The following is a 25,577-nucleotide window of genomic DNA, read 5'->3' as shown; positions in this document are numbered from 1 at the left end:
GAGAATGAGCGGCGTGTGGTTGGTGAGCCGAGCTGCGATCGCGCTAGTAGCCGCGCTCGAGAAAGCTCGCCTGGGCCTGATCGTCGTATTCGATCGCCCCGACTTCCCAGTAGTTCTGCCAGTAGTGAGGTGTCTGGTTGCGTTGGACCATGTGGTAGGTCCATTGAGCAGTCAGCAGCCAGAGCACCAGGTTCCCCGAAAGCCCGCTGATCGGACAGACCGGCTCGTCAAAGCCCGAGATGTCGAGCACGCCCGCACCGTCGCGGCTATGCGTATCAATGGCGACATCCACGTAGTCGCTGAGTGTGCCGGCACCCGTGTTCCCTTCGAAGGGACCGAAGGCCACAACCATCGCGCCGATCTGCTTGGCGTACTGAGCGACCTGGATCTCGTCGCTGTTGTCGGCGCTGATCGCGCCGATGAGCACCATGTCGCTGGCCTTGAGCTGCGTCCTGTACAAGTCGAAGGGCTGCATGATCATGCTGCCGGCAGCCGTCTCATATGCGTCATTGACAAACATGTTCTGAGTGCCCTCGTAAGGCGCTCCGGCCTGTGCGTGCCCATACACGAGCAGGCGAGGGGGATCTGCCGACCCCGCGAACAGCAGCACACGGTCGGTCCAGGCCCGCGCAACGCGATCGATCAGCTCGAATTCGTGCTCGCGGATGCGCTCAAAGCTGCTCAAGGCAATGTCGAGGTACTCGCGGGCCGCGCCGGCGCCGTCGTCTGACCCCTCGGTGCTGACCTGCGTGGACAGAGCGGCGGTGCAGGCCCAATAGACCAGGAACTGCGAGAGCCCACTGGACGAGATGATCTTGAACTCGGGGATCTCCGGTGTCGAGATCACGCCACAACTCCACGTGCACCCGCTGTCGAGCACGCGGTCGCAGATCTGCTCGAGCGAGGTGCCCATCTTGACCGGCAGCAACGCCCCGATCGGCGTCTTGTAGAAGCGGACATAGCTGCAGGTGATGCCGACGGTGTACGCGCCTCGGGCGCGAGCTTCGTCCGGCCCTACATCGGGAATGGTCCCCTTGTCGGGGTTGACGAGCGACGCGCCATTCGTGAGCAGAAAGTCACCCGGCTTCATCTGGCCGTAATCTGCCGAGATGTCCCGGTCGGCACGCTGTGGCAACACCGAGGGCTGTCCAGGAATGCCAGGGCTTGCCGCGAACATGGCGAAGTGTCCCACCAGGACATGCGAGAAGATCCGGCCGCCGGAGGCCTGACACTCGTAGGCGACCCTCATCGCTTCGCAGATCCCCGTGACCTGTGTCTCGCGAATGTGCCGACCGATCCGCTCGATCTCCCTGTAGAAGAGCTCCATGTACGACGTGCCGGCGAGAGGGGGCCCAACGGAAAGGTCGGTCATGCGTCGCTCCTTTCAGCCTTCGCGGATGACCTCGTGGCCGGATACTGCTTGCACCGGTATCTAGTCATCGAGCACTTGACATGGTTCGAACGCTTCAAAGAACTCGCTCACCGCGTGAGCATCGCACGATTCGAGGCGAGGGCGCAAGACCCCGAGCGCATGGGAAGTCGGACATGGAAAGCAGCAGTCGAGGCCGCGGTGGTCTCGCGATCGATTCCAGGCGGAAGCAGCGCTGGCGGTACGGTCGCCTCGCCGTCGGCCGACGCTCAACATCTCGGCGAGCGTGGCCGAGGTCGGCGCCTCAGCCGGGCCGTCGCGTCTGCCGACGGGGGCCCGGCCGCTCGCCCACATCGTCGGAGTTGGCGATTTCCTGGTGGACGCGGTGTCAGGGGAGGAGCGCGCGGGGGTCAGTCTGACCGCGTGACACCACCCGGATGCCGTGGACGATCTGCCCATCCGCACCCTCGTCTCGCTCCTTGCGCGCGAAGTCCTCGGCGTCGGCGGGGCTCTCGAATACGGCGATCTCCGCTTCGCGGCGCGCGACGGTGAGCACTGCAACGCTGACTTCCATCTACTACCTCCAACGTGACTGTGGTTCAGTGCGGCCGACCCCAGATCACCTCGTCGGGGCCGTCCTGCGCCGGCAGGCAGGTTCCCGCCGCGCCGTGATCGCAACTTAACCGGTCCTCCGACGAGGCCGCCGTCCCCCGCGTGGTAACTCGGCGAGGCCTAACACGGGTATAGCTGCTGGTAGGTCACACTCGCCCAGCCGCGGCTCTGACGCTCAGCGCGCACCGGCTAGCGTTCGCGTCGAGATTGAGAACGATGGTGCGCCCACGGGACCACCAGCGGTCCGCGAGCTGGCTTTCGGCGGGTCCGAGGGCCCGCCCTCGGCAAGGGACCCCACGGAGCGTGAGAACGACTGGTACTCGTGGGGCGGCCTGCGGTATCTGTTCTACGAGTACGAGCGATACCGGACCGGCAACGAGGACCTCGCAGTTGCTTGGGCCGAACTGCAGGCCGCAGATCGACCAAAGACCATCGAACACATCCTGCCGCAGACTCCGACCGCCATTCGGGAGGACGCCTTTGACGACGAGGAACGCGCGCGTCTGACGCACGATCTCGCGTCTCGCGATGGTCGCGATGACTCTAATGCACCTGGCACGGTGGCCCCTACCCTCGTCGCCTAAATCTGGGTGCCGGACCGATGAGCTCCACCGGTCGTACGTGGCCACACGGCGCGGTTGCCCGCGGCCGGTCGTCCGATGACTCGCTCGCAACGGTGGAGATCCTCTTGCTCGCTAGCGCTGCGGCAGCAGCAGTCGTTCCGGCCACACCCACCAGTCGATCAGCTGAAGCGTGCCCGCACCCTCAATGGCATCGAGCAACTCGGGGCGCTCGCCATGACCGCCGCGCGCGTTCAACCACGCACGGCACGCTCCGGCGACGACGTCGGCGATCTGCACGGCGGGTGACTCCCGCGAATCGACGGGCACCAGATCATCAAGTTTGATCCGCCGCATCTGAGCGCTCGGCGTGATGGCCAGCTCACGTACCCGCTTCGGGTCCGCGAGCGCGAGCAGCTGGTCCCTCCACAGTTCGAGGATGTCCGAGCGGTCGTGTTCTATCACGTGCCAGCCGAGACGCTGCGACCAGTGCATTGACTGCTCATAGACGGCGGAGAGCATGAGGTCCAGCAGCGGCGGGGTTCCGTCCGCGGGCGCGAGGCGCCGCAACGCCTCGTCGCGATCGGGTAACACCCGCAGCACCTGCCCGAGCGCATTTTCGTCACAGCGGTAGCGACAGCGCGCGAGGGCGCGGCGGTAGTGCGCGAAGGAATCGGGCCCGCCTTTTCCACAGGAGCTCCATCGCCGCGAGCATGAACGAGTCCCACGCGTCCGCACCGCACGCTTTTGGCCCGTGCGCCAAGACGAATTCAGTGAGGTTGACATTCGCCTGCTCCGCGTAGAGGTCGTGACCGAGGGCGGCGAGGATCGGCTCGAGTAGCCAGTCGACTGTCTTGGCGGCGAGCGCAGTCGGCTTGTGACAGACGCTCACACGGCACGCCGCGGTGGTCAGGCGCTGGTCCCCCAGCAGCCGAGCGATGTCGGCGCGCCCCGCGGGGCTCTGGCGCAGCGAGACGAAATGCAGCTCACGCCGGCCGTCGCGGAGATACGGTGCAATTATTTCGTGCGCGACCTCGGCCTCAAGGTGGACGGCGCAAAGCGCAAACGTGGGCTGGTCAGCGTCGAGCAAGCGCTCGCCGGTACTCCCGGTCTCGTCAATCGAGACGACCGGCAGCGGCCGGTCAGAACGGCGGTACTTCATCGTCCGATTGGTCGTTCGGCCGGTCGAGTAGCTCGGTCAGCTCAGGCTCCTCAAGCGTCCGGTGCTCGGGGTCGAAAACCGCGGCGAGCCGTACAGCAACCTCGTTGTCGGTCGTACCGGCCCAGTAGCTCTCGGACTGATCGTAGAAATCGACGTTGGAGCCGCGCTCCACCAGCCATTCGCCTGCGGTGGGGGTGAAGACGTGACTAAAGCGGACCTCGGCCTCCGCCGTGAACTCAACCACAACTTGGCCTTCGTCATCGAGCTCCCACGCGTGGTCGGCCTCTGGCGTCGTCAGAAAGACGAAGTCGTCGACGTCGGTGGAGTCGGACGATTCCTCGCCCATCATCGACGGACCCTCGGCCTCGACCAGCGTTAGACCGACGTGGTACGGCCACTGTGACGTGTCGCTCACTGCTCTCGAGATCGTAGTCTCGACCTCGTCTCGGAACGTCGCGTCGTTTTCGATCAGTCGCTTGACCTGGGCTAGGACCCGCTCGCTAGTCGGGACGTGGGCGTCGACGAACGCCTCCAATGAAGTGAACAGCGCAACGGCGCCGGCTCGGTCCATCCGGGACAGGTCCTCACAAAGATGTGGGTGTAGCCCCGCATGCGCGGCGTCGGCGAAGTCCTGGAGGTCGTTCGTGACCAGTACGACCCTCTCGCTGCGGGCCGCTTCGAGCATCTCGAACCAGAAGAGCGTGTCGCGGTAGCCCTTATCGCTGGCACGAAAAGGCTTGCGGGCGGCGATCGATCGTTCTACAAGCACTGCGTGGTCGACTTGTCGGAGTCCGGGCAGATCCACTCGGTGACCGAGCAAGCGGCGGCGAAGCGCGCGCTCGAACTCGCCAACGAGCACGTCTGCGGACGGCGCAGAACTGCCGGCGAGCCCGAGACGGCCGAGCCCCGTGTTGCCCGCGGTGATCCGACTCACGTCTCGTTCGATGCGCTGGCGGGCGTGATTGCGCACCTCGGCAAGAATGACTTCCGGGATGCTGACGTCGAAACTGCCCGCGCGGCACTGGCCGAGGATCAGCTGCGAGCGCGCTCCGAGCATCGCGAGGTCGGCGAACAGGACCGAGGTATCGAGGAAGACGCGCACCGGTATACGGTAGCGGTGAGAGCGCTCACAACCGCTACTCTGACGCGGGGGTGTCCCGGCGTCCTAGTGGGGTCGGGCCCCCTTTTTCTTCGCAGCACTGCTTAGTTGCTCGAGCTTCTCGCGGACAGTAGCGTCAAAACGCGCCTCGCGCCAGTGCACTGCGCCGCCCGCGATGCTGGCAAGCGCCGAGTCGTCGAACGTCGCTCCCTCGAAGTATGCGTTATTGAGGTTGGCCTGCTCGAAGCGCGCACCTCGCAGGTCGGCGTCCTCGAAGTGCGCCTCCTGCAGCTGGGCTTGTAGGAAATGCGCACCGCGCGCATCGGCGCGCTTGAGCTTGGCGGACACGAGGTTGGCGCCGCCAGTGAGTCGCGCGCGCACCAACTTCGCCTCCAACAATCGCGCCTCGAGCAGATCGGCACCCGTCAACGTTGCACCGGAGAGGTCCACGCCATATCCCGCGACCCGCCGAAGGTTAGTCTTGACTAGGCGCGCGCCGTGCATGTCGGCGAAGCCGATGTCCGCGCCCCGCAGGTCGAGCCCCGATAGGTCCACACGTCCAATCGAGCAGTGCGAGAAGTCGAGCTGCAGGTCCGAGGTCTCTCCCCGCAGCACCGGGATCTGGGCGTGCGCCGCGCGCTGGAAGGTGCGCGCGACGATCTTGTCGCCGACATCTCCGCGCGGGTAGCGCAGCGCGGTTATCAACAACAGAAATACCTGCTCGTGGAACTCCTGCTGGTCGGGCTTGAGGAAAGATGCTACGCGCGTCGTCGCTGCAGCGCGGATCGCGGGATCCGTCGAGCCCAGCTGCGTGACCATCTGGTCGAACTGCTCATCGAAGCGCTGAAGCCGGTCCTTCTTGCGCTGCTCAACCTCATCGGCCTTAGCCCGCCCCGTTTCCTCAATCTGCTTCCAAAGGGTGCCGAACAGCGCGCACAGTCCAACAATCGCGGTCACGAACGGCGCAATGCGGGCGATGTCCGCCAGCGTGCCGTGGTCGTCGCTGAGCTTTTCCTTCTCTTCCGCGAGTTTCGCAATCTCGGCCTCAAGCTTCTTGCGATCAAGATCCTCGCCGCCTGCCGCGGCCGTCGAGGTCGGCGGGGCCGTGACGGCGGGCGAGGCTGTGGAACTTGGCGCCGGCGTCTGCCCAAGAGCGCCCCCGACTGCGAGGAACGGGCCGGCAGCGGCGGCCACCACTAAGGAAATCATCAAATGGACGCGCACAGCCGAACCGTACCGAGGACTCGACCCCCTCGTGCCGTTGCCGCTCAGGAGACGTCGCGCGGAGCGTCGGCCTGGCTCGAGTTCGGTTCGCACTAGTGAAAGGGAGATCACTTCGTTCTCCAAGGGGGCCACGAGGCACACGCGCCCCGCGGGGCACCCGAGCGGGTGTCACGATCACCTCAGCTCGGTCCAACGATGCCTGGTGCCGAGTACCGCTGGCTAAGAAGACCCGGCCGACGGCATGCACGTGTGCGATGCCTGCACGGGCGGCGTGCACTTCGGCGAGGGAGACGGCAAGATCATCGCGCAATGACACACCGGTCTCGCGTGTCCTAACGGCACGAGATGCCGGCGCGTTCGACGGGCCTGTGATCTATCGGATAACTGGGATGCTGACCGACGGTAGCCGCGAGCGCGAACTCAGGACTTCTGGAACAGCGACCACGGCTACGACTTCCACGAGGACGGACAGGCCCACCCGTACTGCGCCGAACGTCGCGCGGGATCGCATCCGAGGCTAACCTCGCAGGCAAGTTTTCACTGCTCCTCGCCAATCACGCCCGCCAGCGCGCTGGCTGTTGCTTCGGACGAAGACCAGCGGTCACCGGCGCCGGCGGCCCGACTGCTGCTTTGCGCGGCGTCCGACGACGCCTCGACAGTGTCAGCGCGTGTGTACCGGAACTATGGGCGCCCGTCGGGCGTGGAAAGTGTCGATGTTTTCGGCGTCGTCGAGGCCTTGAAGGTAGATCGCGGTGATGCCGGGGTTGCTGTGGCCGAGTCTGACCCGCGAGCGGATGTGCGACGCGCTGTCTGGCGGCCGAGAGCACGAGCAACGGGTTCGTCGACAAACAGCACCTCGCTGGACGCCAGAAGCGGACTGGAGAATTCACTGGCGGAGCCCGCGTGCCTGAACGGCGCCGTGGCAACCCTCCGCTCGACGTCCGCAACGCGGTCGATACTTGACGAGTGCCTAGAGCATCGCCATCGTCGGGCAACTCCCCCCGTGTGTTCGAGTTCATTGCTCTTATCCCGGCGTTCGCTGCACTGTCAGTCGGCGGGATGTATGTCTTCGGTGCGGGCTTGAAGACCGCACAGCTCGCTGCCGCGGGGCTCACGGTGTCCGACACCCTGCCGCTAATCCCACTTGAGCAACTGCTCGCTGCTGGCATCCAAGCAGGCCTCCGTGCGCTCATCGTCGTCGCGATCCTCGCGACTGTGGCGGTGGCCGTGGGAGCTTTCTGGACCCGACGAACACGCCAACTGGAGGGGTTCTGGTTGCCGCCCGGAACCCCATCGCGTCCTGCCCCCGCTCGGTTGAAGAAGGCACTAACGCTGCTCCTCGCCGTGGTGGCCATCGTCGCTTGGACAGCTCCGCCAGCTGAAGCAGTCGTTGCCATATTGACCGCAGTCGCAGTGTTTACGGTGATTCAGCGATTCGACGATTGGACCTATCACGAGACGGTCCGGTTGACGCGTCGCCTCATTTTCGGGCTGCTCGGTTGCACTTTCGCCCTGGTCCTCGGCGCCGACCTGGTTGACCAAGTCATCGAGCCTGATCGTCTAGCGACCGTCCAGATTCGTCCACGTGTCGGCGAGCCGGTCGAAGGTCAACTGATCACCACGTCTGGCGGAATGATCTTCGCAGGCGTGCGTGGTCGCGGCGTCGTAGGCATCCCGCAAACCCAGACCAGGTCGGTCCGATTTGTTTCGGCCCCTTCGCGTGAGAAGACGAGCTTGTTCGAGCACGTCTTCGGCTTGGCTCCCGGCGCTGCCGCCAAGAAGCTGGCACGGTTGAAGGGAGCGGCAGTGCGGTGACGGGAGCTCCTCGGGCGAACTCCGCCGACGCGTCGCTTGCTCGCCTTCGACCTGCTTGAGAGCGTCGTGCGTTGTTCGCGGCTCGGACATGTCGGCCGGCGCTCGAGCCCGGGCGTTACCCCAAGGTCTCCGACTGAACATGCGCAGAGCCGCACCGCACCGAGGAAAGCGGACCTCTCCGGCCCTCTTACTCGAACCCCCGGCCGTGCTCCCGACACGAAACGCCCGGCGACCATGGTTTGACGGCAATCGAAGTGGTGCTTCTGTGGCGATTTCCGATGTCTTGATAGCGGTCGAACCACGTGACTCGGCGGATCTGGCGACTCTCGCTTTGCGCGAGTTCCGGCTTTGGTCGGATCGCGTGGTCTCAGGGCGCGAGGTCGGCCAAGATCTTTCTCTATCCACACAGGACGCGCGGCGACGCAGACGCGGACGGCGGCCGCGTTGTTCTTCACCCGGGCTCGACATCGTGTCCGAGTTGCCGCTACGGACGACGAGGGCACGTCCGCCGTGATCGTCTCGATGAGACGCCGGCCGCGGATAGCGCTTCACGCTTGCGAGCCGTCGAGCGTTTCGATCGCCGTGCCTACAGTGGGGCCATGACGTTGAGCGATGACGACCGTGGCTACGTCGAGGTCGATGCCGTCGTTCGGATGCCCGCGGGCGAGCGCCTCGCGGATTCGAGAAAGACGGAGGGCTGGAGTCGGGGCTTCACGCCGAATTCCACCGATAAGGGCCCTGAGCACGTCGAGATCCGCCTGAAGGCGGAAGGTGAGGACGATCAGTCCGAACCCGAACCTCTGGTCGTGTACTTCCACGAGTCCAGCCAGCCTCCGCAACCGACCGTGGGGGAGATGCTCGCTGCCGCGTTCGTTAATCGGGTCCTCGAAGAGCTCGTCGAAGTGGCGAGACCCCACGTTGTCCAGTGGCGAGACACGAAACTCATCCCTGCACTCAAGGCGAAGCGCGACGACCTCATTCAGAAGCGCGAAGCCCGCAAGGCCAGGAAGGCGAGCCGAGCGGAGGCGAAGCCCGCCACGCTCGTGGTTCAAGACGTGGGCACGGATGATGCTCCGGGGCAGGACGTGGCGACCACACTCCACGACGTCAAGCTCACGATGAGCACCGAGCAATACGAGCAACTCGTCGTGGCTCTGCTCGCTACTGAAGAGTTTCGTTCCAGGCTGTTGCACGTGCTGGCGAACGCACACGTCGCCGGCGGTGATCCTGCTGCTCTCGCGCAGCTCAGAGAGCTGGCGCCTCAGGAGCTGGCTGCGGGGGTCACGGAGCTTGTCCTCGAGAACCCCGCGATCCTCAAGGACCTCGGACGGCATCTCATGGATCGTGGCCCCGTCGAACTAGTTGAGCCAGCTCGCCCGAAGGGCTAGGGAGTTGCCGCGTCGAAACGGTCAGCTTGCGCGTGGCCGGCGGGATCGCTCCGCAACTATCGGACCGCGAGTTGGATTGGGGTGACCGCTGCGGCATCCGCCCCTCGCGATCGCGCTGCTCCTGCCCACAACCGCCGACGCCCACATCAAGGTGCGAGTTCCGGCTGGACCGTCACTGTCGCTTTGCGCGAGTTGCGGCCGTCCCGCGCCCACCCCGGCACGGCCGCTTAGAAGCCGCTTTGCCTGCTTCGGACTGAAACCGCGAGCGCATCCGTAGACGATGATACGATTTTGCGGAAATCAACTACGTTTCCGCAGATCCATCCCGCAGTCCCGACGGCGTCCCTCTGGACGTACGGATCTTGTCTGCTGTGCGCGAGCGGGGCGGCACCGCGCGTCGTGCCACGCTCGTGCGGGAAGTCGACGCGTCGTCGGCCACCGTGGCCCGGCATCTCGCTCGCATGGTCGACGAAGGGCGACTCGTGCACGCAGGCCACGGCGAATACGCGCTTCCGGGCGCTGAGGCGTTCCTGCCTGAGGAGATTCAAGAGCTCGTGGCCGCGCTCCGCGAGTCGGGAGCCGAGGCGCATCTCACTGGGTTGGACGTGATCGGCTCGCACAGCCATCAGTTCCTGCGCTCATATCCGCATCTCGTCTACGCGGATCCGGATGCGCTTGCCGAGGTGGCGTTCGCTCTCAGCGAAGCTGGATTCTGGTCGCTACCCGCCGGCGCGGCGTCGAAGCGTCTGCAGACACCGACACCCGAGAGCTTCGTGCTGCTCCGAGGGCAGCCGCCAGCCAGGATGGAGCGCTTCGGGGTTCGAGGCCCCATCGCACCGATGGAGAAGGCGTGGCTGGACCTCCTCCGGGAAGTTCGCGCAGGGACCTTCCCGGCATCGCTGGCGGATCTCGGCGCCGTTCTGGCAGCGATGGTGCGCGCGAAAGCAGATGTTCCGCGACTCCGGAGCTGGGCACGTGAGATGGGTCTTCGCGATCACGTCGACGCTGTCCTTGAACCGGACACCATCGCCTCGGACACGCGCCTCGAGCTACGGGAGCTTGCCGCGGGGGCACGCCGGTGACTGGTCAGGGGATCTCGCTCCGTTCGTCGACTTGTTCGTGCTCGACTTCGTTCGCGAGCCCTCGATCATCGTCGAGCAGGGCAAGCGCAACGGGATCACCCAGAACTACATCAGCGAGATCAGCGCGTGGTGCGCTGAGCTGAACGAGCAGCTCAAGCGGCTCGCGGCCGAGCACGGCATCGAGCTGCAGGTCATGGGCGGCAACGCGACATCGTTGCGTCTCGACGCCGCCGCGCAGCGCGGCAGCAGCGACAACGACTACCTCACGTCTGCTAGCGAGGCCGAGGTCGAAGCGCTGATGGCCGCCCTGCGTGAGCGATTTGCCGATCTAGGCGACGAGCGCATGTCATCCGCCGGCAAGACGGCGCTTCCGCTGGTCTCGTACACACTCTCGGTGCCGTCGCTGACGATCGGCAACCGCGAAACGATCGAGGCGAAGGTCGAGTTCATCTCGAGGACGAGCTTCCACCCGCCCGATCCCCCGGGGCGGGAAGAACGCTCCGGACCCGGCGATGTCCGCCGCCCGGGCAACGATCTCGACCGACACGTCCCGCGTCCGACCAGGACCGACGCGAAACTTGACAACCCCAGATCGGGTAAGGAACACGACCGCCGCATATCGGAGCGTCGTCCGACCTCGGTTTGGCGAACTCCACGCACAACGATGCCCCTCGCGCGAGCCCAGTACCTCGCTGTCTCAAGACTCCGAGACTGTGACGCACATGCGTCGCGAACTGGCCGCGTGAGAACCGCTGATCGCCGCGCTGCCTTCGCAGCCTGGACCAACGTATGGTAAGGAGTTCTTGCGCGCGAGCGTAAGCTAGCGCGCACTGAGGTCGGAATAAGGTCGACCTAAGCGATCCTCACGGAGGGGAACATGCGCAACGTTAGGCGTCCGGGCGTGTGGCTCGGCACGGCGGCGATCGTTCTTGCGATGGGCGGCACGGCCACGGCCGCGTCGATGGTCACCAGCGCTCAGATCAAGGACGGCACGATCACTGCCAAGGACATCAAGCGGGGCGCGATCGGTCTGACGCAGCTCAGTTCGACCGCAAGGGACGGTATCCAGGGCGAGCCAGGCCTCACAGGCCCGTCCGGTCCGGCGGGTCCCGCTGGTCCCGCTGGTCCGAGCGCGGTGGGTCAGATCAACTACGTGCGCTCCCAGCGTGTGTACTGGAACGGCACCTACGTGCAGAGCGCAATGGCGACGTGCCCGGCAGGACAGCGCGCGATCTCCGGCGGCGGCGTCTCAGTCGGTGACGCCGGCATGGCCGCGTCGGACACGGTGGCCAGCCGCAGCGGCTGGTACGTGATCGGCGGTATGTCCTACCAGGGCAACACAACCGCGTACGTCGAGGCCTTCGCCATCTGCGCGCCGACGGCCTACGCCGTCGCTGCGTCGACCGATAAGACGGTCGCGGCCGACAAGGCTGCGATTGCCCGCCTCGTCAAGCGATACGAAGCAAGCATCTCCTGCACGTCGGCGAAGATCGGCGGCGCGAAGAAGTGCATCGCGCGCGGGCAGTTCTGCGCCATCCGCAACCAGAAGGATTACAAACGCCACGGCTTCACCTGCAGGCAGGACAAAGCCGGACGCTACCGGCTCTCGTAACCGATGGTACGCGCATGTGGGAGTCTGGCCGTGCTCGCTCTGCTCACCGGCTGCGGCGCCGGCTCGCCAAGCGGCAATGATCTGACGAAGGAACTGCAACAGGGAGACTGGTCAGGCGCAAGGGTCTCCAACGTCTCATGCGTTCAGAAAGAAGCCCGCGTCTTCACCTGCATGGGCGACTACCGGGCCACCAGAGAATCGCTCGAGGCAAACAACAGCACAGCGGCGGTGGACTCCACCGAGTGGACAGATGAGGACTGGGAAGCGATCGCTGCCGGGCAGAGCGGGCGCGTCTCGTGGGAGGTCACCGTCGACGAATCCGGAAAGTGGATCGCCCGTCAGACGTAGTTACGTCCGCAGAGCAATCACGCCAGAGACCGTGCATGCAGCGCGATTGCCATGCAGGCCGAAACGCACCCTACAGCCGCCGGTCAATGCCTCCTGACAAGAGACCTGCTCTGACCTGAGCAGCCGCGAGCGCTACCGACGACTCTTGCACCCCGACCTGGGACTTGACTACGTCTGCCCCGACACCGCCGACTGCACGAAGGCCCGTTTCCAGGCGTTTCTCAGCGCCCCCGGTTGGATTCGAACCAACGACCTGCGGATTAGAAGATTGCTATTTGCAGGTACTTTGCCTGATTTAGAGCCAAACTTGCTCGGGTACGGTCAGCTTCTCCGAGGTCATATTTGCCGAGTCGGAGGCACGGTTCGAGGCACGAGACTCGAACGCCGCGGCGACCTGCGGAGCTCCAATGTCTCGGTCCCGGCACTACGGCTGGATCCGCTCTCAGCGCCTCCGACAGAACGCACCCGCCATCCGCTCCCACGTTGAAGCGATAACGCCGCTCTCGTTGCGGCGACGACCGGCCCGCCCGCCATACTCCCGCGGATGCCCTCAGCCCCCGGCACCAGCGCCACGGGACACACTGCAACTGTGCTCCAGTGGCACTACGCCTGGTTCAAGGTCGCGTGGACGACTCTGAGCGAGAAGGCCTTCCAGCAGTTCTTCGAGGACATCATGGTCCGATCGGACCCGACGTTCTGTCCCGTCGCGCCTGCGGGCCCCCAGGGTGATCGCAAGAGCGACGGCTACCAGACGTCGAATCACACCAACTATCAGGTGTACGCGCCCGAAACACCGCTGACAACTGCCCCGACCTGCAAGAAGATCCGCGAGGACTTCGAAGGCGCCAAGACGCAGTGGCCCAGCATGAAGCGTTGGATCTTCGTGTGGAGCACGCCCAGAAGGGGCCTGCCGCCCGACGCGGTCAAACTCATCGCGACGCTGAACTCACAACACGCCGGCATCGAGATCCTCCAGTGGGGCGAGGAGGCGCTATGGCAGATTGTCCGGGAGCTACCCGAGGCTGACCGCAACGACCTTCTCCGACCTTACCCCGGCTCGGTCGCAGCGACCGGTGCGGACGTGGCCGCCGATGTCGCGAGCCTACTGAACAGTGTCGCGTCGCTGGGAGCATCGGCAGCATCCGAAGACCTCACTTTGACGGCACCCCGCGAGAAGCTGGATCGCAACGATCTGACAGCGGTGACGGAGCGGATCGTACAAGGTGCGCTCGGGCTGGTCCCGACCGTCCGCCGGCTCGCAGACGAGCACCCAGACCCCGAGTTCGCGCCACGTGTCGCTGCTGCGCTCAAGGCGCTGTACATCCAGAAGCGCCAGGACATCGACGATTCGGACGCGCTGTTCTTCTCCTTGGTCGAAACGGTCGGCGCGACGTCCTCGGCTTCCGACGAGCGCTTCTGGGCGGCGGCCGCGATCGTGACTCGCGCGTTCGAGATCTGCGACGTGTTCGAACCGTGATCGCACCAACCAAACACGTGCGGGTCGATCGCTCCTTGCTCGCGACGGGAGCGGTGCTGCTCGAGCAGCTGGAGCGTCCTATCTCCGCGAATGCACTGTGGGAGCGGGTGCGCGGCACCAAGGAGGTCGCTGGCTTCGACGTGTTCGTATTGACGCTCTCGATGCTCTATGCGATTGGCGCGCTCGAGGCCGGCGAGCACGGGCTCAGGAGAGCGCGGGGATGATCCACTCGGTCACCGCCAACCGCGCGTCGTTCAAGCCGGTCCGTCTGCACAGCGGGCTCAACGTCGTGCTCGCCGAACGAACTACCAGCGCATCCGACCGAGATTCCCGTAACGGCTCAGGCAAGACCTCTGTCGTACGAATCATCCAGTGGTGTCTCGGGTCCGGCGCCAAGGCCGATCATCCCTTCCGAGTGGCCCCGGAGCTCGCCTCCTGGAGCTTCACGCTGACGCTCGATCTCAGGGGGCAGCGCGTCTCGGTCACGCGCTCCGTAGAGGATTCGTCGCGCGTGGAGTTTCGTGGCGGCGATCTCGAGCAACTGATCCCGGCCGCTCGGCACTCGGACGAGGTCACCTGGCTCCCGGTCGATGAGTGGCGTCTCGAGCTTGGGCGGCTGTTGTTCGGTCTCCGCGCGCGGGAAGGCGCATCGGGCGCGACCATGCCCTGGCCGCGCGCCTTGCTGAACTACCTCGCTCGCACCGAGCGAGAGGCCTACATCAGCCCTTTCAAGTACTTCGGGTCCCAAAGCGCCGCCGAGCAACAGGTCCAGCACGCCTTCCTGCTCGGTCTCGACTGGAACCATCCCGCGAAGGCCAAGCAGCTCGTCGACGAGGGCAAAGACCTACGCAAGGGCCACGTCGCGATCACGCGCAGCGTGGCTCGAGAGCACCGAATTCGCCCTGACAGCGTCGAAGCCGAACTCGAGGCACGGATCGTTAACCTGCGCCAAGAGGTCGAGCGGCGCGCCAAGCAGCTTCGCGGGTTTCACGTCGTGGAGCAGTACCGCGACATTGAGGTTGAGGCGTCGGAACTGACCCAGCAGCTGCACGAACTTGCCGCGGCCAACGTAGCCGACCAGCAACGGATCGAGTTCTATGTGGCCGCCATCGAGGAGGAGAAGCCGGCCGACTTGGAGCGCCTGCGACGGACCTACGAGGAGGCGGGGATCGTGTTCGGCGATCAGCTCACAAAGCGCCTCGAGGACGTGCAGGGCTTCCATCAGCAGCTCATCCTCAACCGCCGCGAGTACCTCGATTCGGAGATCGTGCGCCTCGAGATCGAGATTGCCCGCCGTGACAAGACCAAAGAGCGTCTCGACGACCGGCGCGCACAGCTGATGAAGGTCCTGGAGGAGAGCGGGGCACTCGATGAGTACCAGGAACTGCAGAGCCAGCACGCCGAGCGGGTCACCAGGGTCGAGCGCCTCCAGGTGGAGCTCGACAACCTCCGCCGGTTCGAGACGCGCCTTGCCGAGATCCGCATCGAGAAGCAGCAGCTCGTCCTTGACGCCCGCCGCGATTTCGACGCTCGCCGTGGCGCCATCGAGGAAGCCATCCGCATCTTCGGCGAGAACACAGACGCCCTCTACCCCGAGCCCGGCTCCCTCCTGATCGGGGTCAATCGCGACGGCGGCTACCGACTCGACTACGACATCGCGAAGGGCGAGAGCCAGGGCGTCCAGGAGATGGTCGTGTTCGCCTACGACCTCATGGTCGCCGAGCTACTCAGCCGTCACGCTACGAAGCCAGGTTTCCTCGTCCACGACAGCGCCATCTTCGACGGCGTTGACGAGCGCCAGCGCGCCCGGGCCCTCGTCCTGGCCGAGCGCAAGGCCCGCGAGTGCGGGTTCCAGTACCTCAGTCTCCTGAACTCCGACAGCATCCCAACAACGGATCTCCCGCGCGATTTCAAGCTCGCCGACCACACGGTCCTGACCCTCTCGGATCAGGGCGAAGACGGTGGACTCTTCGGCATCCGATTCTGAGCGCAGGCCGGGTCACCGATCCGCCGACCACGCCTAGAGACGGGACAGACCCTGGGCATCGCGGGTCACTGCAGCTGTTCAGCAGAGTGTTCTCACGTACAGACGGGGCGCTATCGCGTTGCATGGAAGGCAGTAGCGCGGACGGCTAGTCCCCGGGCCGGCCAAGGCGCTCTGTACAGCGGTCTCACGAGGCCAGTAAGAGCTGTGTCGACAAATCGATCGGATGCTCCGTACCGGGTGTCAGCCGAAGCGTGGACTCGGCCGCGGCTGAAGGTGCCCTTCCTCCAACCACTCATTCAGGAAGGCCATGAGGATGGCGAAGCGTCCCTCGATGCTGCCCTGGTCGTTGATGCTGCGATTCAGCGCGTCATAGCGCAGAAGATCTGGATCAACGATGCCGCCGACGCGTGGGTCGGCCGCAACTCTGCGGTTGCGATGGCGGAGTTCTTCGAAGTCCAAGAGGAAAGCTCGAATGCGTGGTCCATGCACGCCGCCTACAGTCCGCGCGAGCCAGTAGTAGGGCACCATCGAGCCTTGTGAGCTCAGGAGGCGATCGGAGGGCTCGAAGATCGACGCCATCCGATCGCACACCTCTAGAACCCGGTCCGCAGCTCGGCGTAGATTCTCCGGATCGGCATCGGCGCGCGTTCCTTCGCGCACGAGACGGTCAAGGCCGGCTCGTTTGGTCTCAACGAGGTTGCCTCGGAACTCGCACAAGAGGTACTTCGCTGCAACTTCCCGATCCTGATAGCGGTTCCGCGAGAACCGGACCAAGCTTGTGAAAAGCTCATGGTCGGCGATCTCACGAATGAGTCCCGGAACCACACCCTTCATTGCGTTTCGAACCTCGGCACCGCTCAGCGCGCGGCTGCTGTTCAGTCGTGTGAACAGCTCGTTGATACGCCCTTCCTCATTGGTCCGGATGGCGTACATAGTTAAGCGGTACTCGTCGAACCTTGACGCCGTGCGAGGATCACGCTGGCGGAGCTGACTGTAGGTGAGGCCCGCGAGCTCGAGCGCCGGCTCGTCGGCGAGAACGAACTCCTCCTCCAGCGTGAGCTCATCGTCAGCGAACCGGAAAATCGCTTCGAGTCGCTGCCGCCCGTCGACGACCGCGAATCGGCGGCCGGCCGTGTTCAGGTCCGGTGGCCCGGACGCGAAGTCCGCGAGGTAGAACTTCGGGAGGTCATAGCCGTTGATAATCGAATCGATGAGCTTCTGACGCATCGGGACGCTCCACAATCCGCCCCGCCGCTGGTACGGGGGGGCGAGATCGAGAAGACCGCGGTTGTCGACCCACCAGCGCAGCGGTCGGGCCTTGAGTTCCTCGACGACGAACATCAGACGAACTTGAAGTAGCGCTTCAGTTCAAGGGCGAGGCCACCGAGATCTGGATAGATCACGGAGTCGGTGATGCCGATCGCGGTCAGCGCTCGCTGCATCATCATGACGTGGTCCGCAGGAATCACGAAGCGGCGAAGGTTCTCCGCTGGGTGATCCTTGTCGTCGAACGTCTGATCCATGGGCGTCGTGTACTTACTGAAGATCGTGAAAGCGCCCCGCTGAGCGACGATCCTGGGGCTGTTGTGGATGCCGTGCAGCGCCAACGGCGTCGCCCGAACGTGGTCGTCGTTCACCCCGGGCGCCAGCGCCTTAAGAAAGTCGTCGTCTTCGGTGCCGATCGACAGGATGCCGCCGGTGAAGTTCACGTCTTGGAGAGCGTGCCGGTTCCAGGCGATGGGCTTAAGCGCCCATACCACGGCGTCCTTGACGACCTCTTTCGTGTTGGGGTCGACCACCGGGTTCGCCAAGGCGAAGTACAGACCGACGAAGGGATTCTCGCTCCAGTCGAGGAGCCGCGTCGGGACGCCGAAGTGCTGCATCACAAAGAGTTGGCCCCAGTCGCCCACCGGGGCCAGCACGTCGCGGAACGGGATGCTCCGCTCCTCGTAGCGGCGCTGCAGGTCGCGCTCAAGCTTGATCAGCTCGTTCGGTTGCGTGATCGTCGGATGGCGGAAAAGGGATGGGACGAGGGGGTGCTCGGCGTTGGTCACGCCCCGGTACCAGACCGGCGCTTCGTCGCCCATCGCGATTTCCACGGCGTGCGTGAACTCGCCCAGCGACTTAATTGTGGTCTCCTCGGGTGCCCCCATTCGGAGCCGGATCCTACGAGTAATCTTCGCTGCGTGACGAAGGCGCGGCCGCCCAGCGGCCTCGCACGTCTGACCATACGCTGTCGCTTTGGACGAGGACGAGCAGCACGCCCACGGCTCGCGCGCTATCCGTGTTCGGCGAACTGCGACACAATCACGCTCGACGTCAGGGCGCGGTGTCGCGGCCTCAGAGGACAGTACGCTGAACGATCAGCGCTTTGCGTTCGTTATATGGTCCTTTCATGGCCCGCCACGACGTACGACTCAAGATGATCTGGGGCCTTCCGCGCAGCTCCTCTCCGACCCGCACCGGAATCTCGATGTCGACGTTCCCGACTGGGAACTCCGTCAGTACAAGGACAGTTGATCGGCGGCCCCGGCACGACAGAAGTCCGTTCAGACGACCTAGTCTTGGCTTGCCGACCTGCTCGACGAACACGGAACTGCGAAGCGCTAGGCCAGGCCACGACTGAGGCTCTACGTCACGCGCATGCACCTGCTAGCGACACCTCCGGCCGTCGGACCCCAGTCCGACCGGAGCCAATCATCGCGCGATGGCACGATCGTCGTCCGCGCCACTTCCGGAGCGCTTCGATGAGAGCAAAGAGATGAGCGCCTGGGAACCGCCGGAGCTGCAGCCGTCGGAGTTGGAGTATCGAGTCGGCAGCAGCTTCGTGGAGGAGTTCGCGGCGGGTCATTCTGCCGTCGACGTGCTCCGCGAGCTTGTCCAGAACGAGTACGACGCTCAGGGACGGGCGCTAACCGTCACTTTCGGCGCCGACGGGCTCGCCATCTCGGGGACGGGACGGGTGATCGACAATGCCGGCTGGCGGCGACTGAGCGTCATGCTCGGGACCGGGACGATCGCCGGCGAGGAAGAGAAGGTGCCTCAGAAAATCAACGGGATTGGCTCGAAGAATTTCGGATTGCGCTCGCTCTTCATCTTCGGCGATCAAATCTACATACGGTCGGGTGGCCGGCAAACCGTGCTCGACCATCGCCGCGGGGCTTGGCCGTCCCCGCGTACAGACCCGAGTTCGAGGGGCGTTCCCGGCGCGCACGTGTTCGTCCCATGGCGCATTGCACAGGTCGGAAAGCTGGAGGCCTACAGCCCGGAGCGTGAGGAGCGTGACATCGTCGCGCTCGCCAGCGAGCTCGCTCCGACGGTGATGAAGCTCGCGGCGCCGAGCGGACCGAGGAGCCTGCGGGCTGTGACCGTTGCATCGGCGCGGCTCGAACGGACCTTGCAGTGGGAGCAACGGGTGCGAATGCTCGGCCGACATCGCGCTGGCGGCGTCACGCTCGAGCGGTCGATCACCCGCTCGGACTCCAGCGCCGAGCGCAATGAGCGCATCGTCGAGCTTGAGTACCAGCGCACCGTCGAGATCCCACCGAGGCATCGGACACACGCTTTTCCGACGTACTTCCGAGTTCCTGGCCAGCGAATACGCATTGGGGTCTCCTTGCGGATGCGCCGCAAACGGCCTGACATGACCCACGCCGGTCATCTCTTCCATCCCATCGGCGCGGTGAACGCGTTGACCGGGTGCGCTCTCAGCGTGAGCGCACCCTTCGAGATGAACTCGGATCGCAAGGACGTGATCGATCCCGGCCACAACGAGTGGAACGCCTGGCTCCTTGAGATCACAGCTGACTTCGTCCTCCAGCTCGTCACGACCAAGTGGCTCGACGAATTCGGCGCCGACGCGTACCTTGCCCTCCCGCGTCAAACCGACCATGGGGACTTCGCGGCGCAGGTGATTCAGCGTCTCCAGACGCGGGAGTGCTGGGCGACCCGCGAGCGCGCCGGAGGACGCCGTCCAGCGTTTAGGGCAGCGTCCCATGTGATGATCGGAATCACGCCGGAACTCGACGAACTCGTCGGAGACGTCCGCAGGCTGGACCCGCGCCTGTGGGAACCCTCGGTCATCGCCATGGCCCGCGATGCGGGTGCTCGCAGCTTCACGGTTGCGTCCGCGGTGCGGCTGCGGTGTGCCGGCAAGGACGCGACGCGACTTTCGACCAAGCTCGGCGACGCAGTTGGAGATCTGCACTACCCGACTTTCCCCGCCCCATGGCGAAACCTCGAACTCCAGAGACGTTTCGCTGAGGCGCTCGGCCGCCACCCCCTTTCAGCTAACCAGCGCAACGACCTGCGCACCTCGCCCACGACCTTGACCGCTGCCGGTACGCTCGCGTCTCCGTCAGACCCGTTGTGGCTGATCGATCCTGCGCTGGCCGCGGTTTCGCCGGTCGCTCCCGGGCAGCAACTGCACGCGGAACTTCACAAGTACCGCGCCCTCGCCCGCCTCTGCGAGCCCTTCGAAACGTCCAGGTGGGCCCGCGGCGTCGCCGAACGAGCCTTGACCGGTGACGCCGACGATGACGAGCGCGAGGCGTTGTACCACCAGATGCTGAGCGCGCCAGAGACGATCGGGCGCACGACGTGGCCCGTCGTCAAACGCTCGCCCGTTGTCCGTGACCATCGCGGCGAGTGGGCCGCCCCGAACGATCTGGTCCTATCCCGAGTCGGTAGACGAATCGAGCCTGCACTCCGCTTCCCCGGTGACGCCGTCGCCGGCAACACGAGGCTGATGAAGCGATTGGCGATTCGATCGAAGTTAACTGGAGCCGACCTGGTCGCCTACGCGAACGTTGTCGTTGAGCGTCCGGATCTCGCGCCCGGGTTCGAGCAGCTGCTCATGCGCCATCGGCCGCTGCTGACGCGCCTGACGGTCAAACGGCTGGAATCGATCGCTTTCCTGCTCTCCTCGAACGGCCAACTCATCCCACCGGCAAAGGCACTGATCCGGACGCCGTACCTCCTCAAGTGCGTCGGCCCGAACGCCGCGTTCGTCGAAGGGACCCACCCTGCGCTGTACGACCGACTGGGCTGTTCCAGCGAGCCGCGGAGCGACGACATCCTGCGCCATCTCGAAGAACTCCGCGAGGCCGGCAGCGGCCCTTCGCATCCCAACGTGCTGTATCCAGCCTTAGTCGCGTCGCTGCGCGTCGAGAAAGCGATCGAGAGCCTGGTCGACGAGCCGGTGATCTTCGAAGGAGGCGATTGGCACACACCCGCCAGAGTCCTGCTCGGACGTCGAAACCGTTTCATCTTTGGACCTGTGTTGCCCGTCATCCAGGGCGGGCTCGAGCGCGTCTATCAGGCGCTTGGCGCCGACGTTACGGCGCAGCAGCGTCACTGGCGTCGCTTTCTCGAGTGGCTGGATCAACAAAGCGAAAGCGGTCGCCGCCAGCTCCCGGGAGCACAACGCGCCGTGATCCGGGCCGCCTACGTCCAGCTCGGCCGCGTCCCTGACAGCCTGCCGCCGACCTGGCATGTGCTTCTGGACACCGAAGGACGTCTGCACCCCACGACGGACGCCCCGGGGCGCCGGCTGCTGATCGATGACGACCCCGCCACCGCGCGCGTGGTTCGAGAGCAGGGTCTGCCAATTGCGTTCGCCGATCTGGTCGACCCTGTAACGCGGCGGTTCTACGAGAGTGCGGGCACAATCCCGCTCACCATCGCCCGCCGATCGCTCGGATTCACGGTGGGCCAAGACCGCCCCGGGCCGCCCGGATTCATCGAATCCACGACGCTGGCCCGCCTGCAGCAGCGAGCGTTCTCGTCGGCGGTGTACGCCGTCGCGGCCGCAGACCGATCACAATCCCTGGCACCGAGTCGGACCTTCAGCCGCCGGTTGCGGCACCTGACCGGCGTCAGCTTCGTCACCTCGCTAATGGAGCGCTATAGGCTCGGCCGGCACGAGTTGCAGGTCTCGCGCGACGTCGCCGTCATCGATCGGCGCATCGTCCTCAGCTTCATGCGCAGCAAGTCCGAGGTCAACGGAGCGATCGCGCGCGCTGTCGCGAGCCTGGTCGACGATGCCACGGCGACACAGCGCCCCCTGGCCGACGCAATCTTCCGCATCTTGAGCTGCGACTCAACGGACGAGGTCCAGCGATATCTCGCGGAGCGTGGCGTCTCGTGGAATCCAGACGCCGGCGACACTTCCTTCGATGACCTGATAGCCGAGGAGGAAAGCGCCACCGACAATCTCGTGGCACAGGTCGGCGAGGCTCTGCAGAAGCAACTTGGCCAAATCAAGGACGGGCTACCGGCAACTGGACCCGTGCCGCCCCCCAAACCTTCGCCGAATCCACCGAAGCCGGGACCGCCGCGACCGTTGCCTGCACTGGACGAAGTCAAGCTCTCGACTGCTCCGCCTGCGGCGTGGACGCCGCCAGTGCGCAACGTCGGCCATGGAGGTGGAGGTGGCGGTAACGGCCGCTTACGCACGCCCGCCGAAGAAGCACGCGACCGCGAAGTCGGCCGGCGCGGCGAGGAACTCGTGCTTGAGGACGAGCGGAAGCGTGTCCAGGGCCTCGGTTTCTTGCCTGAGCGTGTCATCTGGACAGCGGCGCACAATCCAGCGGCGAATCACGACATCCGTTCCGTCGATGCCGACGGAGCTGACATCTGGCTGGAGGTGAAGGCGACGACCGGCCGTCACGGACGGTTCGACTGGCCCTTGGCGGAGTTCGAACTCGCGCTACGTGCGCGGGACCGATACGTACTGTGCCGCGTCTACGAAGCCGACTCGAAGAGTCCCGTGCTGGTGCGAGAGCCAGACCCTATCGCGAAGCTTTCAAACGGCTCCATGCGGCTCGACATCTCGGGCCTATCGGCAGAGATTGCGCCCCTCGGCTGACAGTCGCGCTGCTTCGCCGGCTGTCACTACGGCTTTGGACGAATACGCACAGCCTATGGCCGGCGAGCGGCAAGCCCAACGACGTCCCGCCACCGGCTAGGGACAGGCCATCGTTCGTCGACGGTCGCGGTCGTAGCGAAAATTCCAGCGAAGGCATCGTCATAGATCGCGCGCCGAAGTAGCCCGCGAAGCACCGCCTGTAAACGAACGAGGTCATCTCTTTCAGGCCCGGATGCGTTCATCGCCACGAACGCGCCATGCGTGATCTCCGAGCGTGCGGTGTAGGAGCGGTCCAGTAGTTCGGCGTCGATGTTCAGGTTCGCCTCCTCCAGTTCTTCCGCCGCGGCCAACGCTCGCACGACGAACTCCGCGCGCTGCCCAGCAGTGTTCGTGCTTACGAGCGCCTCAAACGCAGAGACGGTGTTCACGAACGCCGGCTGCATGTATCCCGTTCGGGCTGTCCACTCGCTCCACCACATGGCGTTCTTCACCCTCTGCGGTAGCTGCTCGCGGACTGCCAGCCATCGCCTGAGGAGGCGCCCCAGTTCGTCGGCGTCGGCCTCGGTGAGCCACCCGCGCGATGCCGTGTCGACCCGGAAAGCAAACTCGCGATGCTCGGGATGCAGAGGTGCGATCGTGAGCCCTTCCTCGCGCTTGAACGGGAACACTTCATGAGCGAGTACGCGAGCCGCATAGTCGGTCGAGTGGGCGTTCGGCACGATCAACCGGGAGAGCTGCAGTGCGTTGCGAATCAGTGCGTCCGGGTCGAACGTGAAATAGCGATCGTCGAGTGGCCCCCGCCGGACAAACGAATAGAGCTGGCCGAACTGACGCGCGGGGTCGTAGTTCTCGCCGCGCGGCGTTGCAGCGTGAATCACCCGCTCCGCCAGGTCGCGAGGGAGCAACTCGAGCGTCAATCCGGTGGTCAGCTCTGCGGCGAGCGACCCAGCCGGCGGACTTGTTTCGAGTTCCTCGTGCGTGTGATCATCGGTGATGACGAGAATGTCCGTGTAGGACACCGTTCCGCCGAGGTGGGCATTGAAACGAGTCATCACGCAGTATTGAAGCCGACCCGGCGGAGACCACGATGCAAGTTTGACGCTGCTACTCGCGAGTGGCGACACCGTCGCTTTGGACGATGAGCGGAAGTGGGGATCGCGCTGCCCCGGTGCGGATAAGCCACAGCGCACCGTCAGGCACGCAGATACGAGCCTAGGGTTGGTCTGAGCACAATCGTCCAGACCAGAGCGATTCTCACCGCGCAGCCGGACACCCGATCGCGCCTGCCGACGCGTGACGAACCAGAACGAATTGTTCTGTTTCGTCCCTCCCACCTGTGTTTCTACTCGTTCCCCAACTCGTTCGGCGGCCGAACGAGTAGGACTGCCTCGATCCGCCTGCCAGAGCCAGATGCGCCTCGATCGAAAATCCGACCACCCGCACCCACCGGAGGGTCTGAGGGTGGTCGGATTTTCGATCGAGGCTATGGGTGGGCAGGCGGATCGAGGCGGGTGGTTGCGAGGGACCGAGAGGACAAGGACTGGACAGGAGCTGGGGTGGTTCGAGGCAGAGGGAGAGATGCGAGGAGAGAAGAGATCGGGGGGTTGGCAACCGGGACAGCGAAGAGCGACGAGAAGAGGTGAGTTCGCGAGGGTAGGTATGGCGAACACGTGTTTGTCACCGGATTCGGTGCTGGTGCCGGAGCTGAATCCGGTGACGGTGTCGGTGCTGAAGCTGGTGCTGGAGCCGGTGTCGGTGCTGATGCCGGAGTCGGAGATGGTGCTGACGACGGCTATGGCTCGGGCGAGGGCACAGGCGACGGTTCGACCTCGTCGAGGGCGAAGGCCTGGGCAACCAGGAGGGCGTCGTCCGGCCGCGGAGCGAAGTGCAGGTACTTGCGCGTCGTCTCGATGTCGGCGTGGCCCATCCACTCCTGGACGCGCACGATGTCAGCCTTGGCGATCATGCGCGTCCCGAAGGTGTGGCGCAGGTCGTGGAAACGCAAGGGACGCAGACCAGCCTTGGTCAGCGCTCGCTTGTAGCGCTTGAGCAGTGCCGAGGCATCGAGGTGCTGACCCAGCAAGCCGACGAAGACGAGGTCGTCAACGCCGGCGAACTCGTCTCGCGTGCCAAGGCGAGCCAATGCGGTGGCCACAGCCGGCGCCATCGGGACGGCTCGAACCTTGCCGCTCTTCGGCGTTGAGAGGACCTGGTTGGTGTAGCTGGCGCGGACGCGGATGTGCTGGCCGCGGAAGTCGACGTCACGCCAGCGCAGAGCGATGAGCTCGCCCTGGCGCAGACCGGTGAAGGCGGCGGTCAGGAAGATCGCGGCGTCCTGCTCGTCTTCGGCAGCGCGCGAGAGGGCATGGACTTCTTCAGCCGAGAAGACGTCGATGCCTGCAGCTGGAGCCTGACGCGGCTTCTCCAAGTCGCGCACCGGGTTCGACGGCAACTTCCAGACTCTCCGCGCTCGCTCCATGAGGCCATGGAAGATCGTGATGATCTTCGCCTTCTGACGATTGGAGATCGGGCTCTCCGAGCCGAGCTGGCGCTGCCAGCGCTCGAGCTTCTCGATCGTGAGGTCCTCGATCGCCAGCTTGCCGAGTGTCGGGAGGATGTGGTTGTCGACCACGCTCTTGTAGTCGCGGATCGTGCTCGCTTTGCGCTGGCGATCGACTTCGACGAAGCGCAGATACTCAGCCGCGGCGTCGGCAATCGTCGCGCCCGTCCGGTTGAGACCCGCGAGCGTGCCGCGGCGTGCCTCGTCAAGCACGTCTCGCAACCAGGCTTCCGCCGTTCGCTTCGTGTACGTGCCCGCTGCCGGCCTCCCCCGCTCGGTCCAGGCCGGGCCGATCGTGCGATGCGCCTGGCGACCATCCGGAAGCCGGTACTTGGCTCGCCAGACCGGACCTTTGCGGCCCTCGTGGCGGTACACGTGACCCGAAATCGGCACTTCCATGCCGCCAAAGTAGCG

The 25,577-nt window shown here is 65.1% G+C and carries 21 protein-coding genes; 11 read left to right on the top strand and 10 right to left on the bottom strand.

All coding sequences use genetic code 11. The features are described from left to right. Nucleotides 1-43: 43 nt before the first annotated feature. Together OJ997_RS06570 and OJ997_RS06565 are read right to left on the bottom strand one after the other, a co-directional pair. Nucleotides 44-1,372 carry a phosphoheptose isomerase family protein gene (locus OJ997_RS06570; protein ID WP_270024263.1) on the bottom strand — a complete coding sequence of 443 codons (1,329 nt, stop codon included), beginning with the start codon at nucleotides 1,370-1,372 and terminating at the stop codon, nucleotides 44-46. 385 nt (nucleotides 1,373-1,757) lie between these two features. Further along, on the bottom strand, nucleotides 1,758-1,943 hold the full coding sequence (locus OJ997_RS06565) for a hypothetical protein (RefSeq protein ID WP_270024262.1): 186 nt from the start codon (nucleotides 1,941-1,943) through the stop codon (nucleotides 1,758-1,760). Between the two features lie 169 nt (nucleotides 1,944-2,112). Between OJ997_RS06565 and OJ997_RS38080 the strand changes: the two genes are divergently transcribed. Continuing rightward, nucleotides 2,113-2,565, top strand: coding sequence for a GmrSD restriction endonuclease domain-containing protein (locus tag OJ997_RS38080; protein ID WP_372517874.1), 453 nt, complete (start codon nucleotides 2,113-2,115; stop codon nucleotides 2,563-2,565). Nucleotides 2,566-2,676: 111 nt separating this feature from the next. On the opposite strand, the gene OJ997_RS06560 is transcribed toward OJ997_RS38080, so the two are convergent. From OJ997_RS06560 to OJ997_RS06545, 4 genes are all read right to left on the bottom strand, one after another. Beyond that, a complete protein-coding gene (locus tag OJ997_RS06560; protein ID WP_270024261.1) occupies nucleotides 2,677-3,144 on the bottom strand; it encodes a DUF3800 domain-containing protein in 468 nt (155 codons plus the stop codon). Between the two features lie 19 nt (nucleotides 3,145-3,163). After that, nucleotides 3,164-3,703 carry a hypothetical protein gene (locus OJ997_RS06555; RefSeq protein WP_270024260.1) on the bottom strand — a complete coding sequence of 180 codons (540 nt, stop codon included), beginning with the start codon at nucleotides 3,701-3,703 and terminating at the stop codon, nucleotides 3,164-3,166. After that, the gene (locus OJ997_RS06550) at nucleotides 3,684-4,805 is read right to left on the bottom strand and encodes a PIN domain-containing protein (protein ID WP_270024259.1); all 1,122 of its coding nucleotides are present in this window, start codon (nucleotides 4,803-4,805) and stop codon (nucleotides 3,684-3,686) included. The genes OJ997_RS06555 and OJ997_RS06550 overlap by 20 nt, the downstream gene beginning before the upstream one ends. 63 nt (nucleotides 4,806-4,868) lie before the next feature. Next, nucleotides 4,869-6,026 carry a pentapeptide repeat-containing protein gene (locus OJ997_RS06545; protein ID WP_270024258.1) on the bottom strand — a complete coding sequence of 386 codons (1,158 nt, stop codon included), beginning with the start codon at nucleotides 6,024-6,026 and terminating at the stop codon, nucleotides 4,869-4,871. Nucleotides 6,027-7,031: 1,005 nt separating this feature from the next. Between OJ997_RS06545 and OJ997_RS06540 the strand changes: the two genes are divergently transcribed. From OJ997_RS06540 to OJ997_RS06500, 9 genes are all read left to right on the top strand, one after another. After that, on the top strand, nucleotides 7,032-7,841 hold the full coding sequence (locus tag OJ997_RS06540) for a hypothetical protein (RefSeq protein ID WP_270024257.1): 810 nt from the start codon (nucleotides 7,032-7,034) through the stop codon (nucleotides 7,839-7,841). A 599-nt stretch (nucleotides 7,842-8,440) separates the two neighbouring features. After that, nucleotides 8,441-9,229, top strand: a complete 789-nt coding sequence (locus tag OJ997_RS06535) for a hypothetical protein (RefSeq protein WP_270024256.1) — start codon at nucleotides 8,441-8,443, stop codon at nucleotides 9,227-9,229. 371 nt (nucleotides 9,230-9,600) lie between these two features. Then, nucleotides 9,601-10,311 (top strand): hypothetical protein, encoded by a 711-nt coding sequence (locus OJ997_RS06530; RefSeq protein ID WP_270024255.1) that lies wholly within the window; start codon nucleotides 9,601-9,603, stop codon nucleotides 10,309-10,311. Between the two features lie 31 nt (nucleotides 10,312-10,342). Beyond that, on the top strand, nucleotides 10,343-11,107 hold the full coding sequence (locus OJ997_RS06525; protein ID WP_270024254.1) for a hypothetical protein: 765 nt from the start codon (nucleotides 10,343-10,345) through the stop codon (nucleotides 11,105-11,107). Between the two features lie 105 nt (nucleotides 11,108-11,212). Further along, complete coding sequence (locus OJ997_RS06520; protein WP_270024253.1) at nucleotides 11,213-11,923, top strand: hypothetical protein; 711 nt, start codon at nucleotides 11,213-11,215, stop codon at nucleotides 11,921-11,923. 30 nt (nucleotides 11,924-11,953) lie between these two features. After that, entirely contained in the window at nucleotides 11,954-12,271 is a 318-nt protein-coding gene (locus OJ997_RS06515; protein WP_270024252.1) for a hypothetical protein, read from the top strand. A gap of 589 nt (nucleotides 12,272-12,860) precedes the next feature. Next, a complete protein-coding gene (locus OJ997_RS06510; RefSeq protein ID WP_270024251.1) occupies nucleotides 12,861-13,748 on the top strand; it encodes an ABC-three component system protein in 888 nt (295 codons plus the stop codon). Continuing rightward, nucleotides 13,745-13,972: an ABC-three component system middle component 6 gene (locus tag OJ997_RS06505; protein ID WP_270024250.1), complete on the top strand. Its 228-nt coding sequence runs from the start codon at nucleotides 13,745-13,747 to the stop codon at nucleotides 13,970-13,972. Before OJ997_RS06510 ends, OJ997_RS06505 begins: the two co-directional genes overlap by 4 nt. Beyond that, on the top strand, nucleotides 13,969-15,735 hold the full coding sequence (locus tag OJ997_RS06500) for an ABC-three component system protein (protein ID WP_270024249.1): 1,767 nt from the start codon (nucleotides 13,969-13,971) through the stop codon (nucleotides 15,733-15,735). Before OJ997_RS06505 ends, OJ997_RS06500 begins: the two co-directional genes overlap by 4 nt. 240 nt (nucleotides 15,736-15,975) lie before the next feature. Here OJ997_RS06500 and OJ997_RS06495 read toward each other — a convergent pair whose 3' ends face one another. Both OJ997_RS06495 and OJ997_RS06490 read right to left on the bottom strand, forming a co-directional pair. Next, complete coding sequence (locus OJ997_RS06495) at nucleotides 15,976-17,076, bottom strand: DUF262 domain-containing protein (protein ID WP_270024248.1); 1,101 nt, start codon at nucleotides 17,074-17,076, stop codon at nucleotides 15,976-15,978. Beyond that, nucleotides 17,076-17,888 (bottom strand): FRG domain-containing protein, encoded by an 813-nt coding sequence (locus OJ997_RS06490; protein ID WP_270024247.1) that lies wholly within the window; start codon nucleotides 17,886-17,888, stop codon nucleotides 17,076-17,078. Before OJ997_RS06490 ends, OJ997_RS06495 begins: the two co-directional genes overlap by 1 nt. Before the next feature lie 608 nt (nucleotides 17,889-18,496). On the opposite strand from OJ997_RS06490, the gene OJ997_RS06485 reads away from it, so the two are divergent. Continuing rightward, complete coding sequence (locus OJ997_RS06485; RefSeq protein ID WP_270024246.1) at nucleotides 18,497-22,603, top strand: protein NO VEIN domain-containing protein; 4,107 nt, start codon at nucleotides 18,497-18,499, stop codon at nucleotides 22,601-22,603. A gap of 53 nt (nucleotides 22,604-22,656) precedes the next feature. Here OJ997_RS06485 and OJ997_RS06480 read toward each other — a convergent pair whose 3' ends face one another. Both OJ997_RS06480 and OJ997_RS06475 read right to left on the bottom strand, forming a co-directional pair. Then, entirely contained in the window at nucleotides 22,657-23,655 is a 999-nt protein-coding gene (locus OJ997_RS06480; protein WP_270024245.1) for a hypothetical protein, read from the bottom strand. 740 nt (nucleotides 23,656-24,395) lie between these two features. Beyond that, a complete protein-coding gene (locus OJ997_RS06475) occupies nucleotides 24,396-25,562 on the bottom strand; it encodes a tyrosine-type recombinase/integrase (protein WP_270024244.1) in 1,167 nt (388 codons plus the stop codon). Between the last annotated feature and the right edge of the window lie 15 nt (nucleotides 25,563-25,577).

The organism is Solirubrobacter phytolaccae (genome assembly GCF_027587195.1).
GTDB lineage: Bacteria > Actinomycetota > Thermoleophilia > Solirubrobacterales > Solirubrobacteraceae > Solirubrobacter > Solirubrobacter phytolaccae.
The sequence above is the reverse complement of the archived record's forward strand: the minus strand, read 5'-3'. Positions and strand labels throughout refer to the sequence as shown.

Bases quoted from the DNA above. Each gene is read 5' to 3' on its own strand.
- OJ997_RS06555 (WP_270024260.1), bottom strand. From the start codon at position 3,703: ATGAAGTACCGCCGTTCTGACCGGCCGCTGCCGGTCGTCTCGATTGAC.
- OJ997_RS06490 (WP_270024247.1), bottom strand. From the start codon at position 17,888: ATGGGGGCACCCGAGGAGACCACAATTAAGTCGCTGGGCGAGTTCACG.
- OJ997_RS06570 (WP_270024263.1), bottom strand. From the start codon at position 1,372: ATGACCGACCTTTCCGTTGGGCCCCCTCTCGCCGGCACGTCGTACATG.
- OJ997_RS06565 (WP_270024262.1), bottom strand. From the start codon at position 1,943: ATGGAAGTCAGCGTTGCAGTGCTCACCGTCGCGCGCCGCGAAGCGGAG.
- OJ997_RS06475 (WP_270024244.1), bottom strand. From the start codon at position 25,562: ATGGAAGTGCCGATTTCGGGTCACGTGTACCGCCACGAGGGCCGCAAA.
- OJ997_RS06535 (WP_270024256.1), top strand. From the start codon at position 8,441: ATGACGTTGAGCGATGACGACCGTGGCTACGTCGAGGTCGATGCCGTC.
- OJ997_RS06485 (WP_270024246.1), top strand. From the start codon at position 18,497: ATGAGCGCCTGGGAACCGCCGGAGCTGCAGCCGTCGGAGTTGGAGTAT.
- OJ997_RS06500 (WP_270024249.1), top strand. From the start codon at position 13,969: ATGATCCACTCGGTCACCGCCAACCGCGCGTCGTTCAAGCCGGTCCGT.
- OJ997_RS06480 (WP_270024245.1), bottom strand. From the start codon at position 23,655: ATGACTCGTTTCAATGCCCACCTCGGCGGAACGGTGTCCTACACGGAC.
- OJ997_RS06495 (WP_270024248.1), bottom strand. From the start codon at position 17,076: ATGTTCGTCGTCGAGGAACTCAAGGCCCGACCGCTGCGCTGGTGGGTC.